Origin of the sequence: Corynebacterium efficiens YS-314, from assembly GCF_000011305.1 — a bacterium.
Classification (GTDB): domain Bacteria; phylum Actinomycetota; class Actinomycetes; order Mycobacteriales; family Mycobacteriaceae; genus Corynebacterium; species Corynebacterium efficiens.
The window spans coordinates 637,563-663,969 of the sequence record NC_004369.1 but is presented as its reverse complement, the minus strand read 5'-3'; the positions used below and the strand labels follow the sequence as shown (position 1 = coordinate 663,969).

Below are 26,407 nucleotides of genomic sequence, written 5' to 3'. Positions count from 1 at the left end.
CCCACCCGAGCAACCTCAACAGCTGGGAAGAAACTCCGCCAATGGCGGCAATTCCTGTCATTTCCCCGGTGAGGGTAATTTCCATCCCGTCGATTAGGCTGAATCATCATGGACCCCATGAGCAGCTACAGCCAGATGCGATCACACATCACCCCGATCCCGACCCCACCCATCGTGCGGATCAGTGCATCGGTGTTGGTGGGCGGTGCGGTGGCCGCGCTCACCACGGATCTCTCCACTGGCGTGCAGGTCGGCATCATGGCAGCCTGCCTGGCCGCGGCGTTCCTCATCACCCTGGGACATCCCTACCGCGGTGAGATGAAGCGGTACCGGGCCCAGCACGGTGTGGCCATGGTGCCCACCGTGGGGCAGATCATGCCCCTGTTTCTCACCTGGCTCGCCCTGATGCTGGCCCCGTTGCTCGGTGGATCCGCTCTGTGGGTGAGCATCCTGGTGTGGGTGCTGGTGTCCGGGTGGATGTTTCTCACCTTTCCTCATGTGGATGGCAGCCGGGCGTTGGCGTTCGTCGAGAAGCCCGACCGGGATACCTGATCCGACCCCGCCCACGCGACACCGCCTGAGAGAACCACGTGAACAGTGGCATCTCCGGGCGGTGTTTTTTCGCTACCGCTTCCGTTTGCGGTCTTTTTCCTGTTCGTCCAGGATCTGTTTGTTCCGGCGGCCCATCTCGATGAGTTTGAGGTTGGCCCAGTTGTAGAAACTGTGGCCGAGGATGAAAAAGGCCCACACGATGAACCAGATGGGCAGGGCCCACCACAGGGAGAAACCCGACTGCCACATCACCAGGGCGGTGAAGATGATGCTGAACAGCAGGGTGCGGGTGGGTTGGAAGGTGAATTTGGCGGCCTTCTGGTCGAAGTTGTCATTCGACCCGGCACCGGCCGGGGTGGATCCCCCGCGATTACGGGCCATCAGTCGAGATCCCTTGAATGGGCCCAGCGGGTGAGGGCATGGCGGTTGGACTGCTGGGTCTTACGCAGGATGTTCGAGGCGTGGGTTTCCACCGTCTTCACGGAGATGAACAGCTCCTTGCCGATCTCCTTATAGGTGTAACCGCGGGCCAGCAGTCGCAGCACCTCCAGCTCACGGCGGGTCAGCGCATCCACGATCGGATCATCAATCACAGCACCCTTCTCAACAGCGGCATCCTTCTCCGGCGCATCGACGATGCCCGCGCCCGCACGGGAATCAGGGGCGGCGAAGGCATCCAGGACAAACCCGGCCAGGCGTGGGGAGAAGAAGGCGTCGCCCGAGTTCACCCGGTTGATGGCCTCCACCAGTTCCTCGCCGGAGATGGATTTGGTGACATACCCGCGTGCCCCGGCGCGGATGATGGCGATGACATCCTCGGCGGCATCGGAGACACTCAGGGCGAGGAAGATGGTCTCCACGCCGGCCTCGAGAACCCTGCGGATCACGGCGAGGCCGCCACCGTCGGGCATGTGGACGTCGAGAAGCACGACGTCGGGACGCGTCTGGGTGATGCCGGTGACGGCATCGGCCACGGTGCCGGCCTCGCCCACGATCTCCACCGCCGAACCCAGCTCAGCCTTCACGCCCGATCGGAACACCGAGTGGTCATCAACCAGAAACACTTGAACCATGCCTCATAGGTTACCGCTATCGGGGGTCCGGGGAGATCGAAGGCCGAGGGCCTCACCGACAATCCCCCACCCACATTGGGTTAGCACTTTCGCTCCCATTCTCTGTCCTGGTTCCACCCGGGATAGTATTGCGCCCGTGAATATCAGATCACCACTCCTCATCCTCACCGCTCCCATCGCGGTGGCCGCAGTTTCCGCCATTCCGGTGGAGGCGGCGCCGGTGGTCGCGCCGGTGGTAGCGCCGTCGAAAAGCCTCGACGTTGCCCTGGGCCCGGGGGTGGAGGTGATCACCACCGTCGAGCTCTCCCAGTCGGAGATCCGGGAGATCTCCCTGCCCTATCTGCGTCAGGTGCGCGCCACCATGTACGACAACAACGTGCCTTTCGACGGCCGACCGCTGCGTGAGGCGGTCACCGCGCGGGGGCTCACCCGGGATCAGTATGTCCATGACCTGCTCTGGAGTGGTGACATGGAGCGGATCGCGGTGCAACGCGCCGTGGAGGAGAAATACTCCGGGCGCATCAGCCACGACCGCGCCAACAATACCGGTGCATTCACCGCCACCCTGCCCGGTGGCGTGCGGTCCTACGCCGAGAACCTCTGCCAGGGACACATCACTCTGCAGCGCTGTCTGGAGGCGCTGACCTACGGGGAGGAGCGCCACCTGCGGCGGTCCAACGGTATGGCCAATTCCGACTCGGGCCATCTCTACAACATCCTCAATCCCCGGAATTCATACGTGGGCGTGGGGGCGGTGGACCGCTTCTATGTCACCCACCACTCCCCCGTCCCCTCCTCCACCCAGCCATTGGCCGACGGTGCCACGGTGCTCAGCCTCGCAATACCGGAGAACGACATCCTCCGGGATTTCTCCCTCATGCCCTACCGCTCCCGGCTGGCGCCGGGTGAATCCACCGATGTGATCATGCACAACGGCGATGGGTTTGATCTGCCCGGAACGCTGTCATCCGGTGATAACAGCGTGGCCACCACCTCGGGTGCCACGGGGGACACCACCATCACCGCGCTTGCGCTGGGAAAAACCACCATCACCTTCCTCAGCCAGGATGCACGCCACACCGATTCCACTTCCATCACGGTGGCAGAACCTAACTCTGTATCCAGTCCGGGGTCCAGCGCAGAGTCCAGTTCCGGGTCCAACCCGGTTGTGGCCATCATCATCGCGATTCTGGCCACGCTGGGGATCAGCGCCGGTCTGCTCGGTGTGACCGCCGTGCCCGGTGTCTTCTGAGGATGACCCCCGGCGTCAGGGTGCTGGTAATACTCTCCGGCATACCCCTGAAATTGGTTGATGACATCTGCTACCGGCCACATTCCCACGGTTTCACCGGGCGGTCCACCCGCGACGTGCCTACGATCAACTGATGGTCACAGCACATACTGATTCCGCACACAGCACCCCCTTGCGCACCGTTGTCGTTCCGGCGGCGGGCCTGGGGACACGTTTCCTCCCGGCCACCAAGACAGTGCCCAAGGAGCTGCTGCCGGTGGTGGACACCCCCGGCATTGAACTGGTTGCCGAGGAGGCCGCCGAGGCCGGCGCCCAGCGACTGGCGGTCATCACCGCCCCCGCCAAGGACGGTATCCTCGCCCATTTCGGCGACTTCACCGAGCTGCGGGACCACCTGGTAACCAAGGGCAAAACCGCGGAGGCTGCCAAGGTTGCGCGGGCTGTGGAGATCATCACCGTCCAGGGTGTGGTCCAGGAGGAACCCCTCGGCCTCGGGCATGCGGTCAGCCTCGCGGAGGGTGCCCTGGATGATAATGAAGAGATCTTCGCCGTCATGCTCCCCGACGATCTCGTCCTGCCCATCGGTGTCACCTCCCAGATGATCCGGGTCCAGGAGCAGTTCGGTGGAACGGTACTGTGTGCCATGGATGTACCCCTGGAGGAGGTGTCCAAATACGGTGTCTTCGACATCGCGGACATCCCCGGCCAGCCCGGCGTCAAGCAGGTGCTGGGCATGGTGGAGAAACCCTCACAGGAGAAGGCACCCTCCACCTTCGTGGCCACCGGCCGCTATGTCTTCGACCGTCATATCTTCGATGCGCTGCGGCGCACCACCCCGGGCAAGGGTGGGGAGATCCAGTTGACCGACGCCATTGATCTGCTCATCCGGGAGGGCCACCCGGTACACATCCTTGTCCACGAGGGGCAGCGTCATGACCTGGGCAATCCGGGTGGCTACATCATCGCCTGCATGGAGCTCGGCATGGAACACCCCGTCTACGGTGCCTCCATCCGGGAGGCCGTCACCCGCGCCGCGGCGGCACTCGCCCCGGCGACACTCGCCTCGGTGCAACCGCTCACATCGTCATCGTGATGGCGACCTCGGTGCCCTCCCCGATCTCGGATTTGATCCGCACCGTGCCCCCGGCGCGCTCCACACGGCCGTGTACGGATTCCGTCAGACCGTGGTGGCCGTTGGGGATGTTATCCGGGTCAAAACCGCATCCGCGGTCGCGGATGAAGATGCTGAGCTCGCCGAGCAGGATCTCGGCATAGACATCAGCGGTGTCCACACCGGCGTGTTTGGCCACATTCACCAGAGCCTCCCGCGCGGCCAGCACCGCGGCATGGGTCTCATTGGTGAGGGGTTCATCGGTGCCCACGGTCACCGGCACGATACGCAGACCGTAGAGATCCTCCACCTCACCGCAGGCCCGTTCCAGGGCGGTGAACACGGTGCCGGTGGTCTGCGGGGTCTTGTCCTGGGAATCAAACAACCACTGTCGTAGTTCGCGTTCCTGACCGCGTGCCAGGCGGGTCACCTCGGCGGGGTCATCGGCGCGTTTCTGGATCAGCGCGAGGGTCTGCAACACCGAATCGTGCAGGCGGGAGGCGATCTCGGCACGTTCATCCGCCGCGGCCTTCTCCGCGCGTTCCTGCCCCAGCTGGTCCCACAGCCGCACCCACAGGGGCACCCCGAGGGCGGCGACACCCAGCAGCGTGAGGATCACCGTGGCCAGGGCCGCGAAGAAGTTCGCGTGCCCGTCCCAGTTCATCACCACCACCACGATCGCCGACAGCACCAGCACCCCGCCGGTGGCGATGATGAAGATGTTGGTGCTGGACTCCAGTCCCCTGTCGTAGGCGATCCACACCATCAGCACACCGATGCCCACGACGGCGACGGGGATGAACGTCGCCAAGCCGAACCCGGTGGTCAGGGTGAGCGAGACGCCCGCGCCGGCGAGGGCGAGCGCAACCAGCAACCAGGACGTGAGCCGTCCGGGACGTGGGGTGCTTTGCGACGCCCCCTCCCGCCCCTTATCGCCCATCCTGGTGAAAATCCACACCAGAGCATATGCCGCGATGCCGACACCGTTGAGGAGCGAGGAGATGATGAGGAGGGCCCGCACCCAGAACAGGGACACCCCCAGGTGCTGCGCCAGACCCGATGCCACGCCCGCCACCACACGCCCCTCACGGGAGCGGGTGAACTTGGGATACAGCGGTGCCAACTGCTGCCCCGCCGGCTGCGGGGTGTACGGCACGGGTGTGTTACTCATGCCCTGATCTTGTCATGTCCACTTCATCCCCGACCATCAGGGAACACCCTGATCCACCCGAATTCAGGGCATCCCCCGATGTGGTTTCCCTGATAGAAGGGTCACAATGAACCTATGAGCACCCATGAGGAACACCCACCGCGTACCCACACCCCGCCCGGGTTCATCCCCTTTGCTCAGGAGGATGCCACCTCCCAGGCCTCGACACCGCCCACCGGGGTGCTGGGTCAGATGTGGGCGACCCGCCCCGTGCGTTTCCCCTCCAGCCAGGGTGGCAACGCCAAGGTGGCCGGGGTGTGTGAAGGCATTGCCATCCGCTACCAGATCGATCCCACCCTGGTGCGCCTGGCCTTCGTGGTGTTCGGTTTCCTCGGTGCCGGGGTGGCCGCCTATCTGCTGGCCTGGCTACTCATGCCCCGCTACTCCGTCCCGGTCTCCCCACTCGAGGCGATCTGGACACCCGGCCATCCCCAGGATCGCACGCACGGCTGGTGGCTGGCCATCTTCTTCGTGTTCTTTTCCGGAATGTTCACCTCCGGGGCGGTCCAGCTGTTCGGCTCCGCTTCCCTGATCACCTACGCCCTGCTGGGGGCGATGTGGTGGGGGTTGCACAAGCGACAGCCCCTGCCACCCCGCGGATTACTCGCCAACGGACACTACTCGATACAGGACCCCACGATGACCACTCCCAACACCAACTTCGACCCGAACCTCTACCCGCAGCCCCAGCCTGACCTGAGTGAGATGCAACCCGTCCAGGGTTACAGCGCCCCCTTCGCCCAGGAGTACCGCACCACCACCCCGGCCTGGGATCCACTGGCACCCAACCCTAACACCTGGGATATCCAGCATGTCCCCGCGCACCGGCCGGAGAAGAAAAAGAAGCGGGTCTGGCCGTGGGTGCTCGGCATTCTGGTGATTGGAGGGGTTGTGTCCACGGTGGCACTGGGAACCATCGTCGATGAGACCTACAGCGGACTCGAGGACACCACCGCCATCGGCGACATGATGCTGGCCCCCACCGACGGCAACCTCCAGGATTCCTACACCTCCGGTGTCGGCGAGATGGAACTCGATCTCACCGGCCTGACCGCCGTCGATGAGGACCGCAGCGTCCAGATCTCCTCCGGCGTGGGTGAGGTCACCGTCATCCTCCCCGAGGAAATCCCCGTGAACCTCACCTGCATGGCGGGCATCGGCACCACGCGTTGCGACGTCCCCAACCTCAACGCCAATGCCGACCAGGACGCAGGGGCCCTGAACATCCACGTCAACTCCGGCATCGGGGAGGTGAGGGTCCAATACGCGGAGTAGACACAGACACTAATTTTCCAGAACCTCTCCAGCTCACCACCATTCACAGGTGGAAGCTGTGGGAGGTTTCTCAATGTTCAGGGTTGTGCAGTTTATAAATCGGCCCCGGCTACACCACCGATATGGAGAATCGACCACCGTCATATAACAAAACGACCGATCCTCACTGTACAACCACCCCCGAGGGGGTAGAGGGCCCCCTAATGGGTGTGCCCTTGGCGAGTGAATTACAGCGCCATCGGCATCACTGAAAACCCATCCTCACACCCAACGGATCCCCAAAAAATAGTTATCAGCTGGCAATTCAATCAGAGAACCATGCAGAGGTGATTGATATCTAGGTTTGGATAGGTAAATAAGACATTTTGCATTCCATAGAATCAAATAGAACCTGTGATTAGGGTGAGGGTTGCTGAGTATGCACAGTGATTTGGCTCTCTTTTGGGCAGTTTGCTGTGAACAGACTCAATAAATGATCAGGTAACACTCTCAAACCTGGAGGACCCTTGAAAATCAGGAAATCCGCTCTGGCCATCAGCCGGAGCATGCGGATCGGCATCGCCGCCATCACGAGTACCGCACTGGTTGCGGGAACCCTCATCGCCGTCCCTGCCCACCCACTACTCCCCGTTACAGCTGTAGCGCAGGCGCAGGAAGCACCATTCGCCACCGCTGAAGGACAGCTCATCGACCTGTCCCTCTTCACCGACTCAGTAGACCCCGCAGACCAGGATCGATTCCTGGCCCTGCTGGAAGCCATCCGTGCTGAGGCGCAGTACCCAGGAAACGAGAGCAATGACGCCAACGTTGACCTGACTCTCCTTGAGGGCATCGATGTCACCATTGGCGGTGTAAGCCTCCCCCTCACCGATCTTCTTAACATCCAGGGCCCCGCCGGCGTTCTGGGGGCCACCGCCTCCACCCCGGCCGGTAACCAGGCCTACGCCGCAGCAGGTGTGCTCACCGACGACGGCTCCATCGACCTCAGCGCTACCTCCGGACCCGGCGGCGTAGAAACCGTCCTGGATCTGTCGGATATCCTGGCACCGCAGCTCACCGATGGAATCATCGATGAACTGTCCCTCCGCGTCGGAGCTGTCAGTGCCAGCGCCGAACGCAATGGCGACGAAGTCACTTCTGAGTATGCCCTGGCCAATGCAGATCTGGTTCTCGACAGCCCGCTGGTGGCAAGCGTCACTGATCTCCTCATCAGCGAGGATCCTGCCACCCCGGGTGTGGGCATGCAGGTTGACGACCTGGTATCCGGGGTTGCAGGAGAGGCCGGTCTGGTCAATGGAATCCTCGGGGCACTCGGCCCCGTTGTCACTGCAGCGAATGCACTACCTTTGGGAGTGATCAGCCTCGGAGACCCGACGATCACCCTCAACTCCAACATCCAGGAGACCCTAGAACTTCTCCTGGGTGGGCCGCTAACCTCCAGCAGCGGGGCCGTGACCCTCAACCTGGAAACCGGGGAGGTCATCATCGACCTGGAAGCTCTAGGTGGCACTTCCGCCGTTGATCCCAACACCGACCTGCTCACCGAAGATGCAGTCGCAAGGATTTCCACCGAGATCAACTCGATCCTCACAGATCTGGTGGCAGAGGTCCGAACCGCGGTTCTGGACGGACTGCTGGAGACCTCCGTCACCATCAATGTAGATCTCCGCCTCCTGGGAGGTTCAATCGCCGCGATCAACATCGATGGCACCCTCAACCAGATCCTCAATGGTGACGATGTCTCAAGCCTCACGCTGCTGGGAACTCTTGGTCTGCCGGGTATCGATGCGGTTCTTCAGAGCGTCCTCGGCGCAGTTGGTGACGTTATCGAGGAAATTCTTAACGAAACCGCCGATGGTGTGATCGACACTCTCCTCCAGGATGTCGTTACCGATGTTGTCGGCCCACTGACCGGCAACCTCAGCACGATTCTGAACAACCGGGACATCCTGCGCATCACCCTCAATGATCAGCCGAATCCACAGATTCGCGAACAGATCACGCGCGACAACCCGGCTCGCCCGAATGAAGCAACGGCCCCCATCACCCGTCCTGATGAGGCTTTCACCGTCTCCGCACTGCGCATCAACGTCCTTGACGGTGTAATTGATCTTCCGCTGGCCCGTGCAACCGTGAATGCGGATGCCAACTGGGTTGCAGCCCCGACTCTGGCTGCGATTGCAGATCAGACCGTAACCCTGGGTGATGCGATTGCCCCGGTCATCCCGGCGGCGACCCCTTCCACCGCCACCATCGCCGTTGATGGTCTGCCAACCGGCGTGACCTACAACACCACCACCAACACCATCTCCGGCACCCCGGCAGCTGTGGGCACCTACGAGGTGACTGTCACCGCCACCACCACAGGTGGCACCGCAACGCAGACCTTCACCATCACCGTTGAGAATCCCGCCGTTGCTCCGGCCATCGGCAACATCGACGACCAGGCTGGCCTTGTCGACGAGCCCATCACCCCGATTGATGTGGACGTCACCCCGGACGACGCCACCGTCACCGTTGTGGGTCTGCCAACAGGCGTGACCTACAGCAACACCACCGGCCAGATCACCGGCACCCCCACCATCGTCGGAACCTTCAACGTCACGGTTACCGCCACCAATGACGCGGGAAGTGCCACCGAGCAGTTCACCCTGACCGTCACCGATCCTGATGAAGAGCCGGGTGCAGTTGCTCCGACCATCGGCAACATCGATGATCAGACCGGTACCGTCGGTACCCCGATCGAGCCGGTCGAGGTGGAGGTCACCCCCGATACCGCTGAGGTCACCGTTGAGGGCCTGCCGGACGGCGTGACCTACAACGACACCACCGGCGAGATCACCGGCACCCCCACCGAGGCCGGAGTCACCACCGTCACCGTCACCGCAGTCAATGATGGCCGCACCGTGACCGAGACCTTCCTCTTCACCGTGGAGGAGCAGGTCGACGCCCCCAACATCGGTGACATCGATGATGTGGATGGCACCATCAACATCCCGATCACCCCAATCACCGTCGAGGTCACCCCGGGTGATACCACCATCGTGGTCGTGGGTCTGCCAGACGGTGTGGACTACAACGAGGACACCGGTATCATTTCCGGTACCCCGACTGAGTCCGGCACCTTCACCGTCACCGTCACCGCAACCAACTCCGCAGGTAGCGACACGGTCACCTTCAACATGAACATCTCTGACGGTACCGGCAACGGTGGCGGAAGCATCGACAACGGCAGCATCGGTAATGGCAGCAGCGACAACGGCAACGGCGGCGCTGATAACGGTTCCTCCGCGTTCCTGCAGCAGTGCCTGGATTCCCCGGCCGCCGGCCTGGTCGGACTGCTCGCCGCCTTGGGTGCTGTCTCCGCCATCGCGGGCCCGGCACTCGAGCCACTGCTCAAGTCCATCGGCTCCGCAGTTGAGCAGCAGATGCGCCAGCTGAACGCCGCCACCTCCGGCGCACACCAGCCGGAGTGGGTTCAGACCATCAACCGTGGTCTGAATGACGCAGCCAATGCTGTCAACCACCAGATGGTGTCCAACGCACTGTTCGCCACTGCTGCCCTGGCACTGGTCTCCTCCCCCCTGCTGTGCAGCACGGATGGCCCCGGATCCAGCGCTGGTTCCAGCATCGGCTCCAGCTAGTTAAACCCCAGGCCCACTGATCCCCCGGGATCGGTGAGCTGAACACAACAGTGTCCCGGTGGGAACCGTGAGGTTCCCACCGGGACACTGTTGTTTTGTCTTAATCCAACTGCCCGCGCAGTTCCTCGGCGAGATCAGCCACCTCGTACAGATCATCCTCATCGAAACGCTCCGCCACAGCGTGCTCCTCAGGGGACAGGGCGAAGTACTTCAGGGCCGTGCTGATCTGGGTCTTCTCCTTGGCGTCCACATGCAGGGTCACCTCGCCCTCCCCCACGATCAGGGCGGCCAGGGCTGCGACAACCATGAAGGCATCGCCGTACCCCTCCACCTGGGTGTCGGTGTAGTTGCCGGACAATTTGTCCAATCCCAGCTCTGTGAACACATCGGTGACATCAACGGTCTCCCCCGACCGCTGTTGCAGGTGTTTGAGCAGTGCGGTGGCCTCGTCGGAGGTACCGAATACATTGTTCAGGTCGCTCATGGTCTTTTCTCCTCAATCGGTTAGCCGTAACTGGTGCGCACCACCCTACGTGGGGGGAGCCTGGGCGTCGTCAAGCAAAGAGGGCGACCACCGGAAACACCGAAGGCGGCGCACAACCGTCGAGGTTACGCGCCGCCTTCAGATGAGGGGGATCTACTCCCACTCGATGGTTCCCGGTGGCTTCGAGGTCACGTCGAGCACAACGCGGTTGACGTCGGCGACCTCATTGGTGATGCGGGTGGAGATACGCTCCAGGACCTCATACGGCAGGCGGGTCCAGTCGGCGGTCATGGCATCCTCGGAGGACACCGGGCGCAGCACGATCGGGTGACCGTAAGTGCGGCCGTCACCCTGGACACCGACAGAACGGACATCGGCGAGCAGGACCACCGGGCACTGCCAGATGATGCCATCCAGGCCGGCTGCGGTGAGCTCGGTGCGGGCGATCAGATCGGCGTGGCGGAGGGTCTCCAGACGCTCCTCGGTGACCTCACCGATGATGCGGATACCCAGGCCCGGTCCCGGGAACGGCTGACGGGCAACGATGACCTCGGGCAGGCCGAGCTCGCGGCCAACCGCACGGACCTCGTCCTTGAACAGCAGGCGCAGGGGCTCGACGAGCTCGAACTCGACATCATCAGGCAGCCCGCCCACGTTGTGGTGGCTCTTGATGTTGGCGGTACCGGCACCGCCGCCGGACTCCACCACATCCGGGTAGAGGGTGCCCTGGACCAGGAAGTCCACGGTGGAACCCTCCGGGGAATCCTCCAGCACACCGGCGACAGCGCGCTCGAAGGAACGGATGAACTCCGCACCGATGGCCTTGCGCTTGGCCTCCGGCTCGGTGACACCGGCCAGCTTATCCAGGAACGCCTTACGCTCATCGACGGTGACCAGCTTCGCGCCGGTGGCAGCCACGAAATCCTTCTCCACCTGCTCACGCTCACCGGCGCGCAGCAGACCGTGGTCAACAAAGACACAGGTCAGGCGGTCACCGATGGCGCGCTGCACCAGGGCTGCGGCAACGGCGGAATCCACGCCACCGGACAGACCACAGATGGCACGACCCTCAGGGCCGACCTGCTCACGGATCTTCTCGACGAGTTCCTCCGCAATGTTGGCCGCAGTCCAGTTCTGCTCCAGGCCGGCGATCTCGGTGAGGAAGCGGGTGAGAACCTGCTGACCATGCGGGGAGTGCAGCACCTCGGGGTGGTACTGGACACCAGCCATCTTGGCCTCGACATTCTCGAAAGCCGCGACCGGTGCCGCCTCGGAGGAAGCGGTGACGGTGAAACCCTCAGGGGCCTCGGACACAGCATCGCCATGGCTCATCCACACCTTGTGGGACAGCTCCAGACCGTCGTGCAGAACACCACCCTTGACCTCAAGATCAGTACGGCCGTACTCACGCTTGCCGGTGGCGGCAACCTTGCCACCCAGCGCGTGGGTCATGGCCTGGAAGCCGTAGCAGATGCCGAAGACCGGCAGCCCCAACTTCAGGATGTCCGGATCGATACCCGGCGCGTCCTCTGCATACACAGACGACGGTCCACCGGACAACACCAGCGCAACAGGGTTCTTTTCCTGAATCTCCTGCGGGGTGGCGGTGTGCGGGATGACTTCGGAGTAGATGCCGGCCTCACGCACTCGTCGTGCGATCAGCTGCGCGTACTGTGCACCGTAGTCGACAACGAGTACTGGGCGATGATTAGGTGTAAGGCTCACAGAACATCACTCTACTAGACACACCTGCAGATGTTATTTTCCGGGCCTGAGCACCGGGAATGAGGGGGCTGACCGGGCATGGCAGGGGTCCGTCGGGGACCGGGGCTGCTGGTCAGCAGGGGTCGGTCAGCAGGGGTCGGTCAGCCAGAATTTGATGAACCCCGCCAACTCATGGAAGACCTGGTAGATGATGATGTTTTCCTTGATGGTGCGCACATTGGCGACCTTCACCTCAGACAAATCCGTGCACTGCTCAAAAAAGTACTTGACCCGCCGGGTGTGGGGTCGGCTGGTCACCATGATCGCCGACTCCCAGTTCTGTTCCTTCGCCAGCTCGTGGAAGGTCCGGGCCTCACCAGAGGTGATCACCGGATAGGGATCCATGCACCAGGTCCTGGTCCCCTCGGGGCGGTCATCCCCGGCACAGTGACTGTAACCAACCTTGTCCTTGCTGCCTGCGGGGTTGGACACCACGAAATTCTTGATCCCGTACTCCAGCGCGATCTCCGCACCAAGTTCATGCCGGCCATCGGATGCACCCGCAATGACCACCACGACATCGGCATCCTCCGACCGCTCATTGGGTGGGTAAACCGTCCAGAACATAAAGGCGGTGAAACCCATGATGGCAGCCATGGTCAACGACACGACCATCACCAGCGCCGCCCGGATAGTCGCAGTGACCATGCCAGTGCTGTTGATACGTTTTCGCTGTCTGATCCCCATGCCGTCCCATCGCTGATACTCCCCGAGTCCGGTGATGAGACTACCAGCAGCATCCGGGTCACCACCACGGTGAATAGGCCGGGAAACCGGAGGCACACTTAACCCAGAGATCCTGTCTCCAGAAAGCACCAGCAATCTCTGGGTTAAACACAGCGGTTTCTGGAAACAGGATCTCTGGGTTAAGTGTGCCCACCCCAAAAACACGACATCGCATCACCGACATCGGCACTGATGCCGTGATTCAGCGCACTGATGTCTGGGATGCGATGTCGTGGTTACGGATTTCAGGCGAGGTGAAGAGGGGAAATGTAACGCCCCCCTCTCAGGAATCACATGCCAGCCTCAAGCCAACAGATTCACTCAACTCGCGTGATGCACCGGGGCGAGTCCGTACACAGGGGTATCCATCCCCTCATAACGTGCCTTGAGCTGAAGCGCGAGGTACCGGGAATAGTGGCGCGACTGGTGCAGGTTGCCACCATGGAACCAAAGATTGTCCACCTGGGTGGGTTTCCACATATTGCGCAGCTCCCCCTCCCATGGGCCAGGATCTTTGGTGGTATCTGACCCCAGGCCCCAGACGCGTCCCACCCGGTCCGCAACATCCTGGCTGATCAACTCTGCGGCCCAGCCGTTCATGGAACCGTAACCGGTGGCCAGGATGATGACATCAGCTGGCAATTCCGTGCCATCGGTGAGCACCACGGAGTCCTCGGTCACATGGTCGATACTCACCCCGGAACGGACCGGGATGCTGCCATCCGCCACCAGATCCGAGGCACCGACATCAATGTAATAGCCGGAACCGCGGCGCAGGTACTTGAGGAAGAGCCCGGAATCATCATCCCCGAAATCCAGGAGGAAACCGGCCTTCTCCAGCCTGGAGTAGAACTCGGCATCGGCCTCACGGATCTTGTCGAAGGCGGGGCGTTGTACATCGGGCAGGATCGCGTACGGCCAGGAGGCGAAGAGCAGATCAGCGGTGTCGGTGTCGATGCCGGCCTCCAGCGCATCCTCTGAATACAGGGGCCCGAACACCTCCCGCATGAGCGACTCCGAACGCACGATATGGGTGGACGAACGCTGGATCATGATCGGGTGCGCGCCGTTTTCATAGAGATCAGCTGCGATGTCGTGGGCTGAGTTATTGGCTCCCAGGATCACCACATTCTTGCCGGCGTCCCCCGGCCCTCCGGGATGTTCCGATGAGTGCCGGATCTCGCCCTTGAAATTCTCCTGACCTGGAAGGTGTGGTCTGTTGGGCACACCAGACATGCCTGTCGCCAGCACCAGTTGGGTCGGGTGGAGCTCAAGTTTTTCACCGTCCCGAGTGACATGGACGGTCCAAGTACCGGTCTCCTCGTTGAACTCCGCCGAGGTGCACTCCGTGCGGGGCCAGAAATCCAGGTCCATGATCCCGACATAATGTTCCAACCAGTCCCCCATCTTGTCCTTGGGGGTGAACACCGGCCAGTCATCCGGGAACGGTAGATAGGGCAGATGGTCGTACCAGACCGGATCATGCAGACAGAGGGAGTAGTACCGGGACCGCCACTGGTCTCCCGGACGGTCGTGTTTATCGACCACGATGGTGGGCACTCCGAGCCTCTTCAACCGGGCAGCCAGTGCGATCCCACCCTGCCCACCACCGATGATGAGAGTATAGGGTTGTTCCGACCTGCCCAGGGTGGCCCTGCGTTCGGCCCGTTGATCGTGCCAGTTCTTCCGGTCGGGATGCACGCCGTGCTCCGCACCCTGTGGGCGCCTGCGCCCAGCTGGCTCCGGGTGTTTTTTCAATCCCCGGGCGGAAGTCAACAGGGTCCAGCATTTCCCGTCGCGCAGTCGGGCGATGCCCCGTGAGTGGAATTCTGCGGTATCGAAGGTGAACTGCACGCGGAGGACCCCCGGGGATTCCTCAATGGCCTCGGTGACCTCCACATCAGAGATCGCGCACCGTGGATGAGTGGCGGAGATCATTTGACGAATTTGCTCCACCCCCTCTGCGGTGGTGAGGTTCCACGTGAAAGCGAGGAGATCCCGCCAGTATCCCTCCTCTTCGAAAAGGTCGGCCACGGCATCCGGATCCCCGGCGGTCGTGGTGTCACTGAGCTGATTCAACCACTCGGCGCTGAGGGCGTGCGGGTCTTGGACGGATGCGGTCATGTGGACTCCTTCGCGATATGAGTGCTCTACATCACTCAGACTTCTTGATGGGAGTCAGATTACATAAAACTTCCGCCTCGCGGTGGAAGTTGGATACACCGCGGGACGGAAGGGGATCAGCGTGCGGCGGGAGGTAAACCGGGCCCCACCGCAGCCGGTGAGGATGCGCACAGGACACCTGGACAGATATAACGGCGACCCCCGTTACCGTGTGGCCAGCCCCGGCAACTACCGATAATCACCCCAGCCCGGCAGTGACCCCGAACAGGGCCCAGGCCAGGGCGAAACCGACGATAGCGATTGCGGTCTGGTTCACTGTCCAGGTCTTCAGGGTGGTGGAGACATCCATTCCCATGAGTCGACCGACGAGCCAGAATCCCGAATCGTTGACATGGCTGGCGATCACCGACCCCGCAGCGGTGGCCATCACGATCGCCGCGAGCTGGAAATCGTTGTATCCGGCAGCAGCCACAGCCGGAGCCATCAATGCCGCGGCCGTGGTCAGGGCCACGGTGGCGGAACCCTGGGCTATGCGTAGCACAGCGGCCACTACGAAACAGGCCACGATGACGGGCAGGCCCAGTTCTGCCATGGAATCGGCGAGGACATCACCGATGCCGGAGGCACGCAGGACACCACCGAACATGCCACCGGCGCCGGTAATCAGCACCACTGAACAGATCGGACCGAGCGCGCCTTCCACAGCCTTGCCCAGGGCGGAACCGCTGACCCCACGACGGGCACCCAGGGCCCAGAGTGCAATGAGGGTTGTCAGTAACAGGGCTATGGGGGTGGCGCCGAGGAAGCTGAGAACACTGACCACCGGGGAATCCGCATCGACCCATCCGGCGGTGGCCGCCATGTCAGTGCCGGTGTTACCGAAGATTAACACCATGGGGATCAGGAGAATGGCGATCACCACCCCGGCGCCGGCCGGGTTGTCAGGCTGTTCACCGGAGGTCTTGCCGCCAGCCAACAGGTCAGGAACCGGCAGGGGGAATTTACGACCGACATACTTGCCCAGCAGATAACCGGTGACATACCAGGTGGGTATGGCGATGACCAGGCCCACGAGCAGCACAAAACCCACCTGGGCATCATAGAACTCGGAGGCCGCGATGGGACCGGGATGCGGTGGGACGAAGACGTGCATGACGGAGAAGGCACCGGCGGCGGGGATGCCATAGGTCAGGACGGATCCGTTCATCCGGCGGGCCACCGCGAAGATGATGGGTAGCATGACCACCAGGCCGGCGTCGAAGAAGATGGGGAAACCCATGATCAATGAGGCCACACCCAGGGCCAGCGGTGCACGTTTCTCCCCGAAGAGACGGACCAGGGTGTTGGCCAGGGAGGCTGCACCACCGGAGGTCTCCACCAATCTGCCGAGCATGGCACCGAGACCCACCAGGAGAGCCACCGAGGCCAGCGTGCCCCCGAAGCCATCCAGGAGCGTATCGACGATCGCGTCAACCGGGATCCCGGCCACCAACGCGGTGAGGACAGACACCAGAACCAGTGTCAGAAAGGCATGGAGCTTGAAGACAATAACGAGGACGAGGATCAGGGCGATGGCCCCGGCCGCGATACCGAGCAGAGGCCCGGCGCCTAATGTTTGTTCCCAGGTTTCCACAGATCGATCTCCTTAAAGTTTGTGGTTCACAAAACACTATAGGAAATAGTATGATCTATGTCTCTTATTGGTGGAATTTCGCGATCTGTGGCCAAGCCTTTGGTGGCGAAGGCACCGACCCGGGACGGCTCAACCGCTTATCCTGATCAAGTATTCAGCATGACGCGCGGTGTAACCAGAGCCCGTGGACTCCCCTCTGACGGTGGCCACCGCTCATGGAGGACAGATGTGGCGGGAAAGCGATTAGCATTATATCCGGTCAATCCGGAGATCGTTCCCCCAAGGCAGCAGGGATCTCAGGATGAAGCAAAGAGCTCTCTAGGTGAAGCTAGCAGAAAATCCTGAGCAAAACACTAATTCCCCGCCCCAGTGACCGGTGCAATCCCTCCCCGAAAACAACAAAGGAGCCTGCCGCGCATCCACCCGGTATGCGAACCAGAGGGACGTCGACAGGCTCTCAGCGCAAGCCCAGACCTAAACCTACCCGTTGAAGTGCAGCGGCACCTTCTGGAAGCTCTTCAGGTCGGTGAAGCCACACTTGGCCATGGCCCGCTTGAGGCCGCCGCTGAAGTTCTCCACACCCCATGGCAGTGTGGATGGGCCCTTGAGGATCTGCTCGAGGGAGGGCACCTCGTCGGTGAGGTAGCCGGAATCGGTGACCAGGCCCCGGGGGAAGCGTGGGTGGGCAGCCACAGCTGGCCAGAAGTATCCCTTGCCGGCGGCCTCCTTCGCACGTGCCAGTGGGGATCCGAGCACAACCGCGTCGGCGCCACAGGCGATGGCCTTGACCACGTCACCGGAGTTGTCGATCTCACCGTCGGCGATGATGTGCACGTAGCGGCCCCCGGTTTCGTCGAGGTAGTCGCGGCGGGCGGCGGCGACGTCGGCGATGGCGGTGGCCATGGGGACCTCCATGCCGAGTGCGAGGTCGTTGGTGTTCTCCCCGCCGCCGACGATGATGCCCACGGCACCGGTGCGCATCATGTGCAGCGCAGTGGTGTAGTCATACACACCACCGGCGATGACCGGCAGCTCGATGGACCCGATGAACTCCTTGAGGTTCAGGGGTTCACCGCCGGTGTTGACGTGTTCGGCGGAGATGAGGGTGCCCTGGATGACCAGCAGGTCGGCGCCGGCCCTGGCCACCACTGGCGCCAGTTCGCGTGCGTTCTGTGGGGAGACGCGCACGGCGACGATCTCACCGGAGTCACGGACCTGTCCGATGCGCTCGGCCAGCAGATCGGTGTCCAGCGGTGCGGCGTGTAGTTGCTGCAGGGCGCGGGTGGCGGCGGCCTGGTCGCCACCACCGATGATCTCGAGCGCACCCTCGCGGCCCCCGTCGCCCTCATAGGCGGCCAGGACGGTCGCGATGGCTGCGTCCAGGTCGGCGTGGCGTCCCCAGAGTCCCTCGGCGTTGATGACACCGAGTCCGCCTTGCCTGCCCATCTCGATGACGAACTCGGGGCTGGCCAGCGCGTCGGTCGGGTGGTTCATGAACGGCAGTTCAAACTTGTAGGCATCGATGTGCCAGTTGGTGTCGACGTCCTTGGAAGAACGGGTGCGGCGACTGGCGACAACAGCGATATCGTCCAGGCTGTAAGTGCGTCGTGCCTCGCGGCCGATGCCGATTTCTACGTAGTCACGCATCTGTGACAGGCCTCCCTTGAAGTTCGTATACCCCAAGGACATTACCCGAGCACCCGGGCAGATACGTAAGCAGCCCGCCACCGTTGCGGTGGCGGGCTGCCGGATCCCTGCAGTGCTTTACGACGCCTGTCAGCACCCGCACGAACTAGTGGTAGTTCGGTGCCTCAACGGTCTGCTGGATGTGGTGCGGGTGGGATTCCTTCAGACCTGCGCTGGTGATCTGGACGAAACGTGCGCGCTGCAGATCGGCGATGGTCGCGGAACCGGTGTAGCCCATGGCCGCACGCAGGCCACCGACCTGCTGGTGGATAATGTTCTCGATGGAGCCACGGAACGGAACGCGACCCTCGATACCCTCGGGTACCAACTTCTCCTCGCTGCGGACATCTGCCTGGAAGTAGCGGTCCTTGGAGTAGGAACGCTTCTCACCGGACAGGCCACGGCCCTGCATGGCACCCATGGAACCCATGCCGCGGTAACGCTTGTACTGCTTGCCGTTGATGGTGATGGTGTCACCGGGGGCCTCGGCGGTACCGGCGAGCATGGAGCCGAGCATGACGGAGCTGGCACCGGCGGCAAGTGCCTTGGCGATGTCACCGGAGAACTGCATGCCACCATCGGCGATGATGGGGATACCGGCCTCGCGTGCAGGTACGGCGGCCTCCATGATGGCGGTGATCTGTGGTGCGCCGACGCCGGCAACCACGCGGGTGGTGCAGATGGAGCCCGGGCCGATACCGACCTTGATGGCGTCCGCGCCGGCCTCGATCATGGCCTTGGCGGCCTCACGGGTGGCCAGGTTGCCGCCGATGATCTCCACGCCGGGGAAATCCTTCTTCACGCGGGAGACCATCTCCAGCACACCACGGGAATGGGCGTGGGCGGAGTCGACGACGAGGATGTCCACGCCTGCGTCCACAAGGGAGCCGGCACGCTGGTAGGACTCGTCACCGGTACCGATGCCCGCGGCGACGAGCAGACGTCCGGAGGCATCCTTTGAGGAGTTCGGGAACTGTTCGGTCTTGACGAAGTCCTTGACCGTGATCAGACCAACCAGCTTGTTGTTCTTGTCCACGATGGGCAGCTTCTCCACCTTGTGGGTGGACAGCAGCTGCAGTGCGTCCTCCTTGGCCACGCCCTCCTCAGCCACGATCAGCGGCATCGGGGTCATGACATCGGTGACCAGGCGGTTGGGGTCGGACTCGAAACGCATGTCGCGGTTGGTGCAGATACCCAGCAGCGTGCCGTCCTTGTCCACCACCGGCAGGCCGGAGATGCGGAAACGGGCGCAGAGGTTGTCCACCTCTTCGATGGTCATGTCGGGGGTGCAGGTGACCGGATCGGTGACCATGCCCGATTCGGAACGCTTGACCAGTTCGACGTTTTCAGCCTGCTCCTCGATGGAGAGGTTGCGGTGGAGCACACCGAGGCCACCCTGGCGCGCCATGGCGATCGCCATGCGGGCCTCGGTGACGGTGTCCATTGCGGCGGAAATGATCGGGGTGCTCAGTCGGATGTTGCGGGTGACCTGGGTGGAGGTGTCAACATCGGACGGTACGATATCGGATGCGTCGGGCAGAAGAAGTACATCATCGAAGGTCAGTCCGACGAGTGCTACCTTGTTCGGATCATCTCCGCCGGTGGAAACTCGGCTCTGGGTGGTCATTTTGCGACAATTCCTCCTCATTTGGTGTCCACAATTATCTAAACCTTAATGCCAAAACCTCATTTCAGATAACTTGGCAGGTTCCCCACCCGGCCCACCGACCCCCGGGAGCGGGGCATCTGGTTGCCCATTTCACCCCGGGGGCAATAGGGTTACCTGTGTGAACTTTGATGCGATGATGCCCCGCGACCCGTTTGCCGACGATCCCAACGACCCGGCATCCTTCCTGAACGACGATGCCGATCACATGGAGCCGTTGTCACCGGAGGAGCGCATCCATGTGCAGCAGGATCTCAAGCTGGTGGAGGAATTCAAGAAGGTGCTGCAACCCCGTGGCATCGAGGGGATCTTCTTCATGTGCGAGGACTGCGAGGAATTCCACTACTACGACTGGGACATCATGGCCGCCAACATGCGCGCCACCCTCGCCGGTGAACTGAGCCCGGTCCATGAACCCAGTGTCCAGCCCAATGTCGAGGCCTACGTGCCGTGGGATTACTGCCTGGGTTATCTCGACGGCCTGGAATCCCGCTAGCGCTACAGAGAAAAAGGGCTGTTGCCCGCACACCCCCTCATCGGGAGGTGTGCGGGCAACAGCCTTTTTGTTATTCGCCGATGATCTGTGGTGGGGCGACCTGTCCCCCACCGGCGTTGGGGTTGGCGTTGCCGTCGCTGTTACCCGGACCATCACCGGTACCATCCCCGACCGGTGGCCCCGGCTCCACCGTAGGCGCGGGTGGCTGGAAGGTCTGGGTCGGCTGCGGTGTCCAGGCCGGTGCCTGAACCACAGTGGACACAACCGTCTGGGTCTGAGTCCGGGTGGCGGTTTCTGTGACGGTCTCCGGCGCTGGTGCCGGTGCCGGCTCCGCAGGAGCATTCGTCTCGGTCACGGTCGCGGTGGTCGTGGCTGTCTCTGTCACGGGGACCGGAGCCGGGGCGTGGGTGCTGCGCGGAGCGGAACTACGCTGACGCTCATCCATCTCGGCGAGCATGGTCCGGGCCTGTTCAAGCAGTTCACGGGCACCTTCGACATCACCGCTGGCGGTGCGGCTGTCCGCCTCCTCCAGGGTGGAGGCGAGCTCCACCACGCGGGCATTGTCGGTCTTACCGAAGAGGGTGGTGCTCAATCCGTACAGGGGTGAATCCGCATCTGCGTTGTAGATGGCGGTGCCACCACCGGCAATGACCAGGGTCGCTGCCGCAGCGCCGACCAGTCCGTGCAGGAACGGATGTGACCTGCGCCCACCGGCACCTGTACCAGCCCCACGACGGGCACGCCTGGACCTGCGGGACCCAAGGGGGATCACGCCTGCACCGTTAGGCTCCCCTCCAGCTCCGCCAGCCTCATCGGCCTCGGCGGAACCGCCCACGGGTGCGGTGATCGGCGCGAATTCCGTGGTGCCCGGATCGACGTCATCACCATTGCCACCGGCGTCGGGAAGCAGCACGGACAGGTCCGGCACCGCCGGCATGTTCGCGTTGACCTCCTCCCTCATGCCGAGGAGGAGGCCTGCCAGGGCGTCTTCACCATCGGAGGGGTCAACGCCGCGGGACAGACCGGTGAGGAATTCATCGTCATTGAACAGCTCCTTCAGCTGTGCATTGACCATGTCCTGACGATCCGGATCACCACCACTGGGACGTTGGGTCATTACTTATTCTCCTGCTGCTCGAGTGCGCTTCGAAGTGTTGTGAGCGCCCTGTGCTGGGCCACCCGCACAGCACCGGGGGTGCTGTCCACCATCTCTGCAGTTTCTTCTGCGGATAGACCCACCATCACTCTAAGAATTAGAATGTCGCGCGCCTTCTCACTAAGTAGATCGAGAAGTTCCCTCACTCTGTTACTTCCATCCGCTACCAGTGCGAATTCCTCCGGGGAGTTGGCATCCGGTTCGGTGTCGGGGATCTCCTCCGTGGGGGTGGACTTGTCCCTGGCCATGGCGCGGTGGGCATCGGCGACCTTGTTGGAGGCGATGCCGTAGACAAAGGCCATGAAGGGACGACCCTGGTCGACGAAATTATGGATGGATGTGGCCACCGCGAGGCAGATCTCCTGGGCAACATCCTCCGGGGTGGGTTGGCGACCACCACCGATGCGTGCACGTGCGTAGCGCAGCACCACCGGGTGGATGATTTCCATGATGCGCTGGAGCGCCCGGCGATCACCGGCCGTTGCCTGGGGAACCAGGTCCGCGAGCTCACGCTCGGAATCAACCACCGTCACGCACCTTCCTGCCTTCTTGAACGGTCCACACATTTCCTCAACACATTTAGCCTGCAGGAATGCACCTCATCCGGGCAGCAGCAAGCGCCCGGCTATCCACCTATCCTAACAACACGGCACCCGGTTCATGGGTGCTATGTGGGAGACCTCAGCCTAACTGGTGGGCATCATCACAGTGAAATGCCCCCGAAAAAACCGGTTTACGCAGGGTTTATTTGCAGGGGAAAAGAATTCACCCGACATTCACCTATGGCCAAGCGCGCAGGTCATCTAGGGTATGGACTAGACAGTTTCCCGACAAATCAACACCCGGCAATAATTCAGCCACCCGCAGGTCACCAGGTGTTCATCATGGCCGTCAACACTGTCCTCTCGGGTACACAGCCCGCCATATGTAATGCGAACTTGCTCAATAGGGAGTATATGAAGATGACATTGCCTCACCAGCTTCCGGGACCAAACGCTGACTTCTGGGATTGGCAGCTGCAGGGATCCTGCCGCGGCGAAGCCTCTGATGTGTTCTACCACCCGGACGGCGAGCGTGGCCGGGCCCGCCAGCGTCGCGAGCTCCGCGCCAAGGCCATCTGCGCCTCCTGCCCGGTGCTCCAGGAATGCCGCCGGCACGCCCTCGCGGTGGCCGAACCCTACGGCGTGTGGGGCGGGCTCTCCGAATCCGAGCGCCTGACCATCCTGCGCAAGATCGAGCGCAAACAGCCGGTGGCTGTTTAAACAGTAGTGACCCGGTTATTCAAACCGGGTCTTTTTGCTTCTCTAGGGTGGAGCGTATGTATCCACCCCGTTTAACGCCCGGGCCACTACCCCGGGAACTGGAAGAACACCTGCGTGGTCTCATCACCTCCGAGGCCACGCCCACCATCCCCGTCGAGGCGCCCTTCGACGCGACCACCATCGGTCACGTTCCGGAGGGTGGTCAGTCATGCGTCGATAAGGCTTTCTCGCTCGCACGGGAGGCGCAGCGCGGGTGGGAGGACACCCCGCATGCAACACGGCGGTCCATTGTCCGGACCTTCCATTCCCTGGTGTTGAAGCACCGGGAGCTGCTCATGGACATGGTGCAGCTGGAGACCGGCAAGAACCGTGCGGCGGCATTTGATGAGGTGATGGATGTCGCCTCCACCGCCCGGTACTACGCCGCGCGCGCCGAGAAACTGCTGACGCCCAGGCGTCGTCAGGGCACCATCCCGGTACTGTCCTCCACCGTGGAGCACCGCTACCCCCTGGGCGTGATCGGGCAGATCAGCCCGTGGAACTACCCCCTCACCCTGGCGATCTCCGATGCGATCCCGGCCCTGCTGGCCGGTAACGCGGTGGTGTCCAAACCCGACGAGCGCACCCCGTTCACCGCCCTGCTGGTCACCAGTCTGCTTTACGACGCCGGACTGCCCCGCGACATTTTCCACACCGTCACCGGACCGGGCCCCGTGGTCGGCGGTGCCATCGCCGAACACTGCGACTATCTGATGTTCACCGGGTCCACGAACACCGGCCGCATCCTCGGTGAGACCGCAGGCAGGCGCCTCATCGGATTCTCCGCGGAACTGGGCGGCAAGAATCCCCTGATCATCGCCGAGGACGCCGACCTGGACAAGGCTGTCGATGGTGCCGTCCATGGCACAATCTCCAATTCCGGGCAGCTGTGCGTATCCATCGAGCGGATCTTCGTCGTCGGGTCGATGTACCCGAGGTTTGTCGATGCCTACGTCCAACGGCTGCAGTCCATCCGCATGGAAGCCGGGTTCGACTGGGACGTGGAAATGGGCTCCCTGGCCTCGCAGCAACAGCTGGACACCGTCACCCGCATGGTCGATGAGGCCGTGTCCAAGGGCGCGGAGGTGCTCACCGGTGGCCGGGCCCGACCCGACCTGGGCCCCTATTTCTATGAACCCACCGTGCTCACCGGTGTCACCAAAAAGATGGAGCTCTACCGTCATGAGGTCTTCGGGCCGGTGGTGTACGTGGAGGCGGTTGCGGACCTGGCCGAGGCCATCGTCTACGCCAATGACACCGACTACGGCCTCAACGCCGGGATCTTCGCCGCCCGCGACACCGCCCTGGCTGCCGCCCCACTCATCCGGGTCGGCGGGGTGAATATCAACGATTCCTACTCCGCCACCTGGGGAAATATTGACACCCCGCTCGGAGGCGCCAAGGATTCCGGCCTGTCCGCCCGCCATGGCGAGGAGGGCCTGCTGAAATACACCCAGACGCAGAACATCTCCGAGCAGCGGTACCTGCAACTGCGAGGACCGCGGTCGCTGAAGCGCAAAACCTACGCGTCTCTCATGACGGCGGGGTTGAAGGCGTTGGCAGTGATGCGTCGATAAGCACAAAAACCGGCCGGGTGGGGCACCCGGCCGGTTTCTGCTACATCACCTCTTAGTGGTGGTGACCGTGACCGTGGTCAGCGGTCTCCTCCGCAGGCTTGTCCACAATGGACGCCTCGGTGGTGAGCACCATGCGGGCAACGGAACTTGCGTTGACCACAGCGGAGTGGGTGACCTTGACGGGGTCGATGACACCCTGGTCAACCAGGTTGCCGTACTCGAGGGTCGCGGCGTTGAAACCCTCGTTGTTGGGCAGGTCCGCGATGCGTGCGACGATCACAGCACCGTCAAGACCGGCATTTGCGGCGATCCAGTAGGCCGGCTTGCTCAGAGCAGCAGCCAGGGCGCGGATGCCGACCTTCTGATCACCCTCGAACTCCTCGGCGTAGGCCTTGAGGGTTTCGGCGATCTGCACCAGGGCGGAACCGCCACCGGCGATGATGCCCTCCTGTGCGGCGGCACGGGCGGCGTTGATGGCGTCCTCGACGCGCAGCTTGCGCTCGTTGACCTCGGTCTCGGTGGCGGCACCGACACGGATGACGGCGACACCGCCCGACAGCTTGGCCAGACGCTCCTCGGCCTTCTCCCGGTCCCAGGTGGAATCGGTGGTCTCGATCTCACGGCGGATCTGCTGACGACGGGCCTCCACAGCCTCGGCGTCACCGGCGCCGTCCACCAGGATGGTCTCATCCTTGGACACGGTCACGCGGCGTGCGGTGCCGAGAACCTCGACACCGGCCTCGCTGAGGTTGATGCCGACCTCGGGATCAACAACGGTGGCGTTGGTGACAACAGCCAGGTCATCCATGAAGGCCTTACGGCGGTCACCGAAGTACGGGGACTTCACAGCGACAGCCTTGATGGTCTTGCGGATGGAGTTGACCACCAGGGTCTGGAGCGGTTCGCCCTCGATGTCCTCGGCGATGATGAGGACCGGACGGTTAGACTCCACGATCTTCTCCAGCAGCGGGAGGAAATCCGGCAGGGAGGAGATCTTATTGCGGACCAGGAGGATCGCAGGATTCTCCAGCACCGCGGTCTGGGTGTCGGTGTCGTTGATGAAGTACGGCGACAGGTAACCCTTGTCGAAGGAGATACCCTCGGTGATGTCCAGGGTGGTCTCCAGGGACTGGGACTCCTCGACGGTGACCACACCGTCCTTGCCGACCTTCTCCATCGCCTCGGCGACGATCTTGCCCACGACCTCATCGCGGGAGGACACGGTTGCCACGCTGGCGACCTCCTGCGGAGCGGAGATCGGGGTGGCGCGTGCACGGAGTTCATCCAGGGTCTTCTGGGTTGCGGCCTCGATACCCTTGTTCAGCTCGATGGGGTTCGCGCCGGCTGCCACGTTGCGCAGACCCTCGGCGATGAGTGCCTGGGCCAGCAGGGTGGCGGTGGTGGTGCCGTCACCGGCGATGTCGTTGGTCTTGACTGCAACAGACTTGACCAGCTGGGCGCCGAGGTTCTCGAAGGGATCCTCAACATCGATGTCACGGGCGATGGTGACGCCGTCGTTGGTGACCAGCGGGCCACCGAACGCCTTGTCCAGGACCACGTTGCGACCACGGGGGCCCAGGGTGACCTTGACGGTGTTGGCCAGGGCATCCACGCCCCGGAGAATGCCTTCGCGGGCGTCCTGGTCAAAAGCAATGAGCTTTGCCATGAACCTGTCCC

General features: G+C 62.7%; 21 protein-coding genes. 8 read left to right on the top strand and 13 right to left on the bottom strand.

The features are described 5' to 3' along the window. The first annotated feature begins 108 nt into the window (after positions 1-108). A complete protein-coding gene (locus tag CE_RS03265; protein ID WP_006769696.1) occupies positions 109-552 on the top strand; it encodes a hypothetical protein in 444 nt (147 codons plus the stop codon). 72 nt (positions 553-624) lie between these two features. Here the strand turns inward: CE_RS03265 and CE_RS03260 are convergent, their stop codons facing one another. Then, entirely contained in the window at positions 625-933 is a 309-nt protein-coding gene (locus CE_RS03260) for a hypothetical protein (RefSeq protein ID WP_006769697.1), read from the bottom strand. Then, the gene (locus tag CE_RS03255) at positions 933-1,625 is read right to left on the bottom strand and encodes a response regulator (RefSeq protein ID WP_006769698.1); all 693 of its coding nucleotides are present in this window, start codon (positions 1,623-1,625) and stop codon (positions 933-935) included. Before CE_RS03255 ends, CE_RS03260 begins: the two co-directional genes overlap by 1 nt. A gap of 136 nt (positions 1,626-1,761) precedes the next feature. Between CE_RS03255 and CE_RS03250 the strand changes: the two genes are divergently transcribed. Both CE_RS03250 and CE_RS03245 read left to right on the top strand, forming a co-directional pair. Then, positions 1,762-2,877 (top strand): hypothetical protein, encoded by a 1,116-nt coding sequence (locus CE_RS03250; protein ID WP_006769699.1) that lies wholly within the window; start codon positions 1,762-1,764, stop codon positions 2,875-2,877. Positions 2,878-3,010: 133 nt separating this feature from the next. Then, positions 3,011-3,970 carry a UTP--glucose-1-phosphate uridylyltransferase gene (locus CE_RS03245; RefSeq protein ID WP_006769701.1) on the top strand — a complete coding sequence of 320 codons (960 nt, stop codon included), beginning with the start codon at positions 3,011-3,013 and terminating at the stop codon, positions 3,968-3,970. Here CE_RS03245 and CE_RS03240 read toward each other — a convergent pair. Continuing rightward, positions 3,954-5,159, bottom strand: a complete 1,206-nt coding sequence (locus CE_RS03240) for an ATP-binding protein (protein ID WP_006769702.1) — start codon at positions 5,157-5,159, stop codon at positions 3,954-3,956. The two genes, CE_RS03245 and CE_RS03240, sit on opposite strands and share 17 nt — an antisense overlap. A 114-nt stretch (positions 5,160-5,273) precedes the next feature. On the opposite strand from CE_RS03240, the gene CE_RS03235 reads away from it, so the two are divergent. After that, positions 5,274-6,473 carry a PspC domain-containing protein gene (locus CE_RS03235; RefSeq protein WP_011075072.1) on the top strand — a complete coding sequence of 400 codons (1,200 nt, stop codon included), beginning with the start codon at positions 5,274-5,276 and terminating at the stop codon, positions 6,471-6,473. A 506-nt stretch (positions 6,474-6,979) separates the two neighbouring features. Then, positions 6,980-10,117 carry a choice-of-anchor G family protein gene (locus CE_RS03230; RefSeq protein ID WP_006769705.1) on the top strand — a complete coding sequence of 1,046 codons (3,138 nt, stop codon included), beginning with the start codon at positions 6,980-6,982 and terminating at the stop codon, positions 10,115-10,117. A 100-nt stretch (positions 10,118-10,217) separates the two neighbouring features. Here CE_RS03230 and CE_RS03225 read toward each other — a convergent pair whose 3' ends face one another. The 7 genes from CE_RS03225 to guaB all read right to left on the bottom strand — a co-directional run bounded on the left by CE_RS03225 (position 10,218) and on the right by guaB (position 20,161). Further along, entirely contained in the window at positions 10,218-10,601 is a 384-nt protein-coding gene (locus CE_RS03225) for an imm68 putative immunity domain-containing protein (protein WP_006769706.1), read from the bottom strand. A gap of 153 nt (positions 10,602-10,754) precedes the next feature. Beyond that, positions 10,755-12,326 carry a glutamine-hydrolyzing GMP synthase gene (guaA, locus tag CE_RS03220; RefSeq protein WP_011075070.1) on the bottom strand — a complete coding sequence of 524 codons (1,572 nt, stop codon included), beginning with the start codon at positions 12,324-12,326 and terminating at the stop codon, positions 10,755-10,757. 126 nt (positions 12,327-12,452) lie between these two features. Then, complete coding sequence (locus CE_RS03215) at positions 12,453-13,013, bottom strand: YdcF family protein (protein WP_231295151.1); 561 nt, start codon at positions 13,011-13,013, stop codon at positions 12,453-12,455. A 399-nt stretch (positions 13,014-13,412) separates the two neighbouring features. Then, positions 13,413-15,215 carry an NAD(P)/FAD-dependent oxidoreductase gene (locus tag CE_RS03210; RefSeq protein WP_006769711.1) on the bottom strand — a complete coding sequence of 601 codons (1,803 nt, stop codon included), beginning with the start codon at positions 15,213-15,215 and terminating at the stop codon, positions 13,413-13,415. Between the two features lie 238 nt (positions 15,216-15,453). After that, positions 15,454-16,848, bottom strand: coding sequence for a GntP family permease (locus tag CE_RS03205; RefSeq protein ID WP_006769712.1), 1,395 nt, complete (start codon positions 16,846-16,848; stop codon positions 15,454-15,456). 480 nt (positions 16,849-17,328) lie between these two features. Next, positions 17,329-18,495, bottom strand: coding sequence for a GuaB3 family IMP dehydrogenase-related protein (locus CE_RS03200; protein WP_035109739.1), 1,167 nt, complete (start codon positions 18,493-18,495; stop codon positions 17,329-17,331). A 145-nt stretch (positions 18,496-18,640) separates the two neighbouring features. After that, positions 18,641-20,161: an IMP dehydrogenase gene (guaB, locus tag CE_RS03195; RefSeq protein WP_006769715.1), complete on the bottom strand. Its 1,521-nt coding sequence runs from the start codon at positions 20,159-20,161 to the stop codon at positions 18,641-18,643. A gap of 160 nt (positions 20,162-20,321) precedes the next feature. On the opposite strand from guaB, the gene CE_RS03190 reads away from it, so the two are divergent. Continuing rightward, positions 20,322-20,696, top strand: coding sequence for a DUF5319 domain-containing protein (locus tag CE_RS03190; RefSeq protein ID WP_035109742.1), 375 nt, complete (start codon positions 20,322-20,324; stop codon positions 20,694-20,696). 70 nt (positions 20,697-20,766) lie between these two features. On the opposite strand, the gene CE_RS03185 is transcribed toward CE_RS03190, so the two are convergent. Both CE_RS03185 and CE_RS03180 read right to left on the bottom strand, forming a co-directional pair. After that, a complete protein-coding gene (locus CE_RS03185; protein WP_006769717.1) occupies positions 20,767-21,813 on the bottom strand; it encodes a hypothetical protein in 1,047 nt (348 codons plus the stop codon). Continuing rightward, the gene (locus CE_RS03180) at positions 21,813-22,418 is read right to left on the bottom strand and encodes a sigma-70 family RNA polymerase sigma factor (RefSeq protein ID WP_197535358.1); all 606 of its coding nucleotides are present in this window, start codon (positions 22,416-22,418) and stop codon (positions 21,813-21,815) included. Before CE_RS03180 ends, CE_RS03185 begins: the two co-directional genes overlap by 1 nt. Before the next feature lie 396 nt (positions 22,419-22,814). Between CE_RS03180 and CE_RS03175 the strand changes: the two genes are divergently transcribed. Together CE_RS03175 and CE_RS03170 are read left to right on the top strand one after the other, a co-directional pair. Then, positions 22,815-23,114: a WhiB family transcriptional regulator gene (locus tag CE_RS03175; RefSeq protein ID WP_041628404.1), complete on the top strand. Its 300-nt coding sequence runs from the start codon at positions 22,815-22,817 to the stop codon at positions 23,112-23,114. A gap of 56 nt (positions 23,115-23,170) precedes the next feature. Beyond that, positions 23,171-24,730 carry a succinic semialdehyde dehydrogenase gene (locus tag CE_RS03170; protein WP_006769720.1) on the top strand — a complete coding sequence of 520 codons (1,560 nt, stop codon included), beginning with the start codon at positions 23,171-23,173 and terminating at the stop codon, positions 24,728-24,730. A gap of 52 nt (positions 24,731-24,782) precedes the next feature. On the opposite strand, the gene groL is transcribed toward CE_RS03170, so the two are convergent. Continuing rightward, positions 24,783-26,396 carry a chaperonin GroEL gene (groL, locus tag CE_RS03165; RefSeq protein WP_006769721.1) on the bottom strand — a complete coding sequence of 538 codons (1,614 nt, stop codon included), beginning with the start codon at positions 26,394-26,396 and terminating at the stop codon, positions 24,783-24,785. Positions 26,397-26,407: the final 11 nt, after the last annotated feature.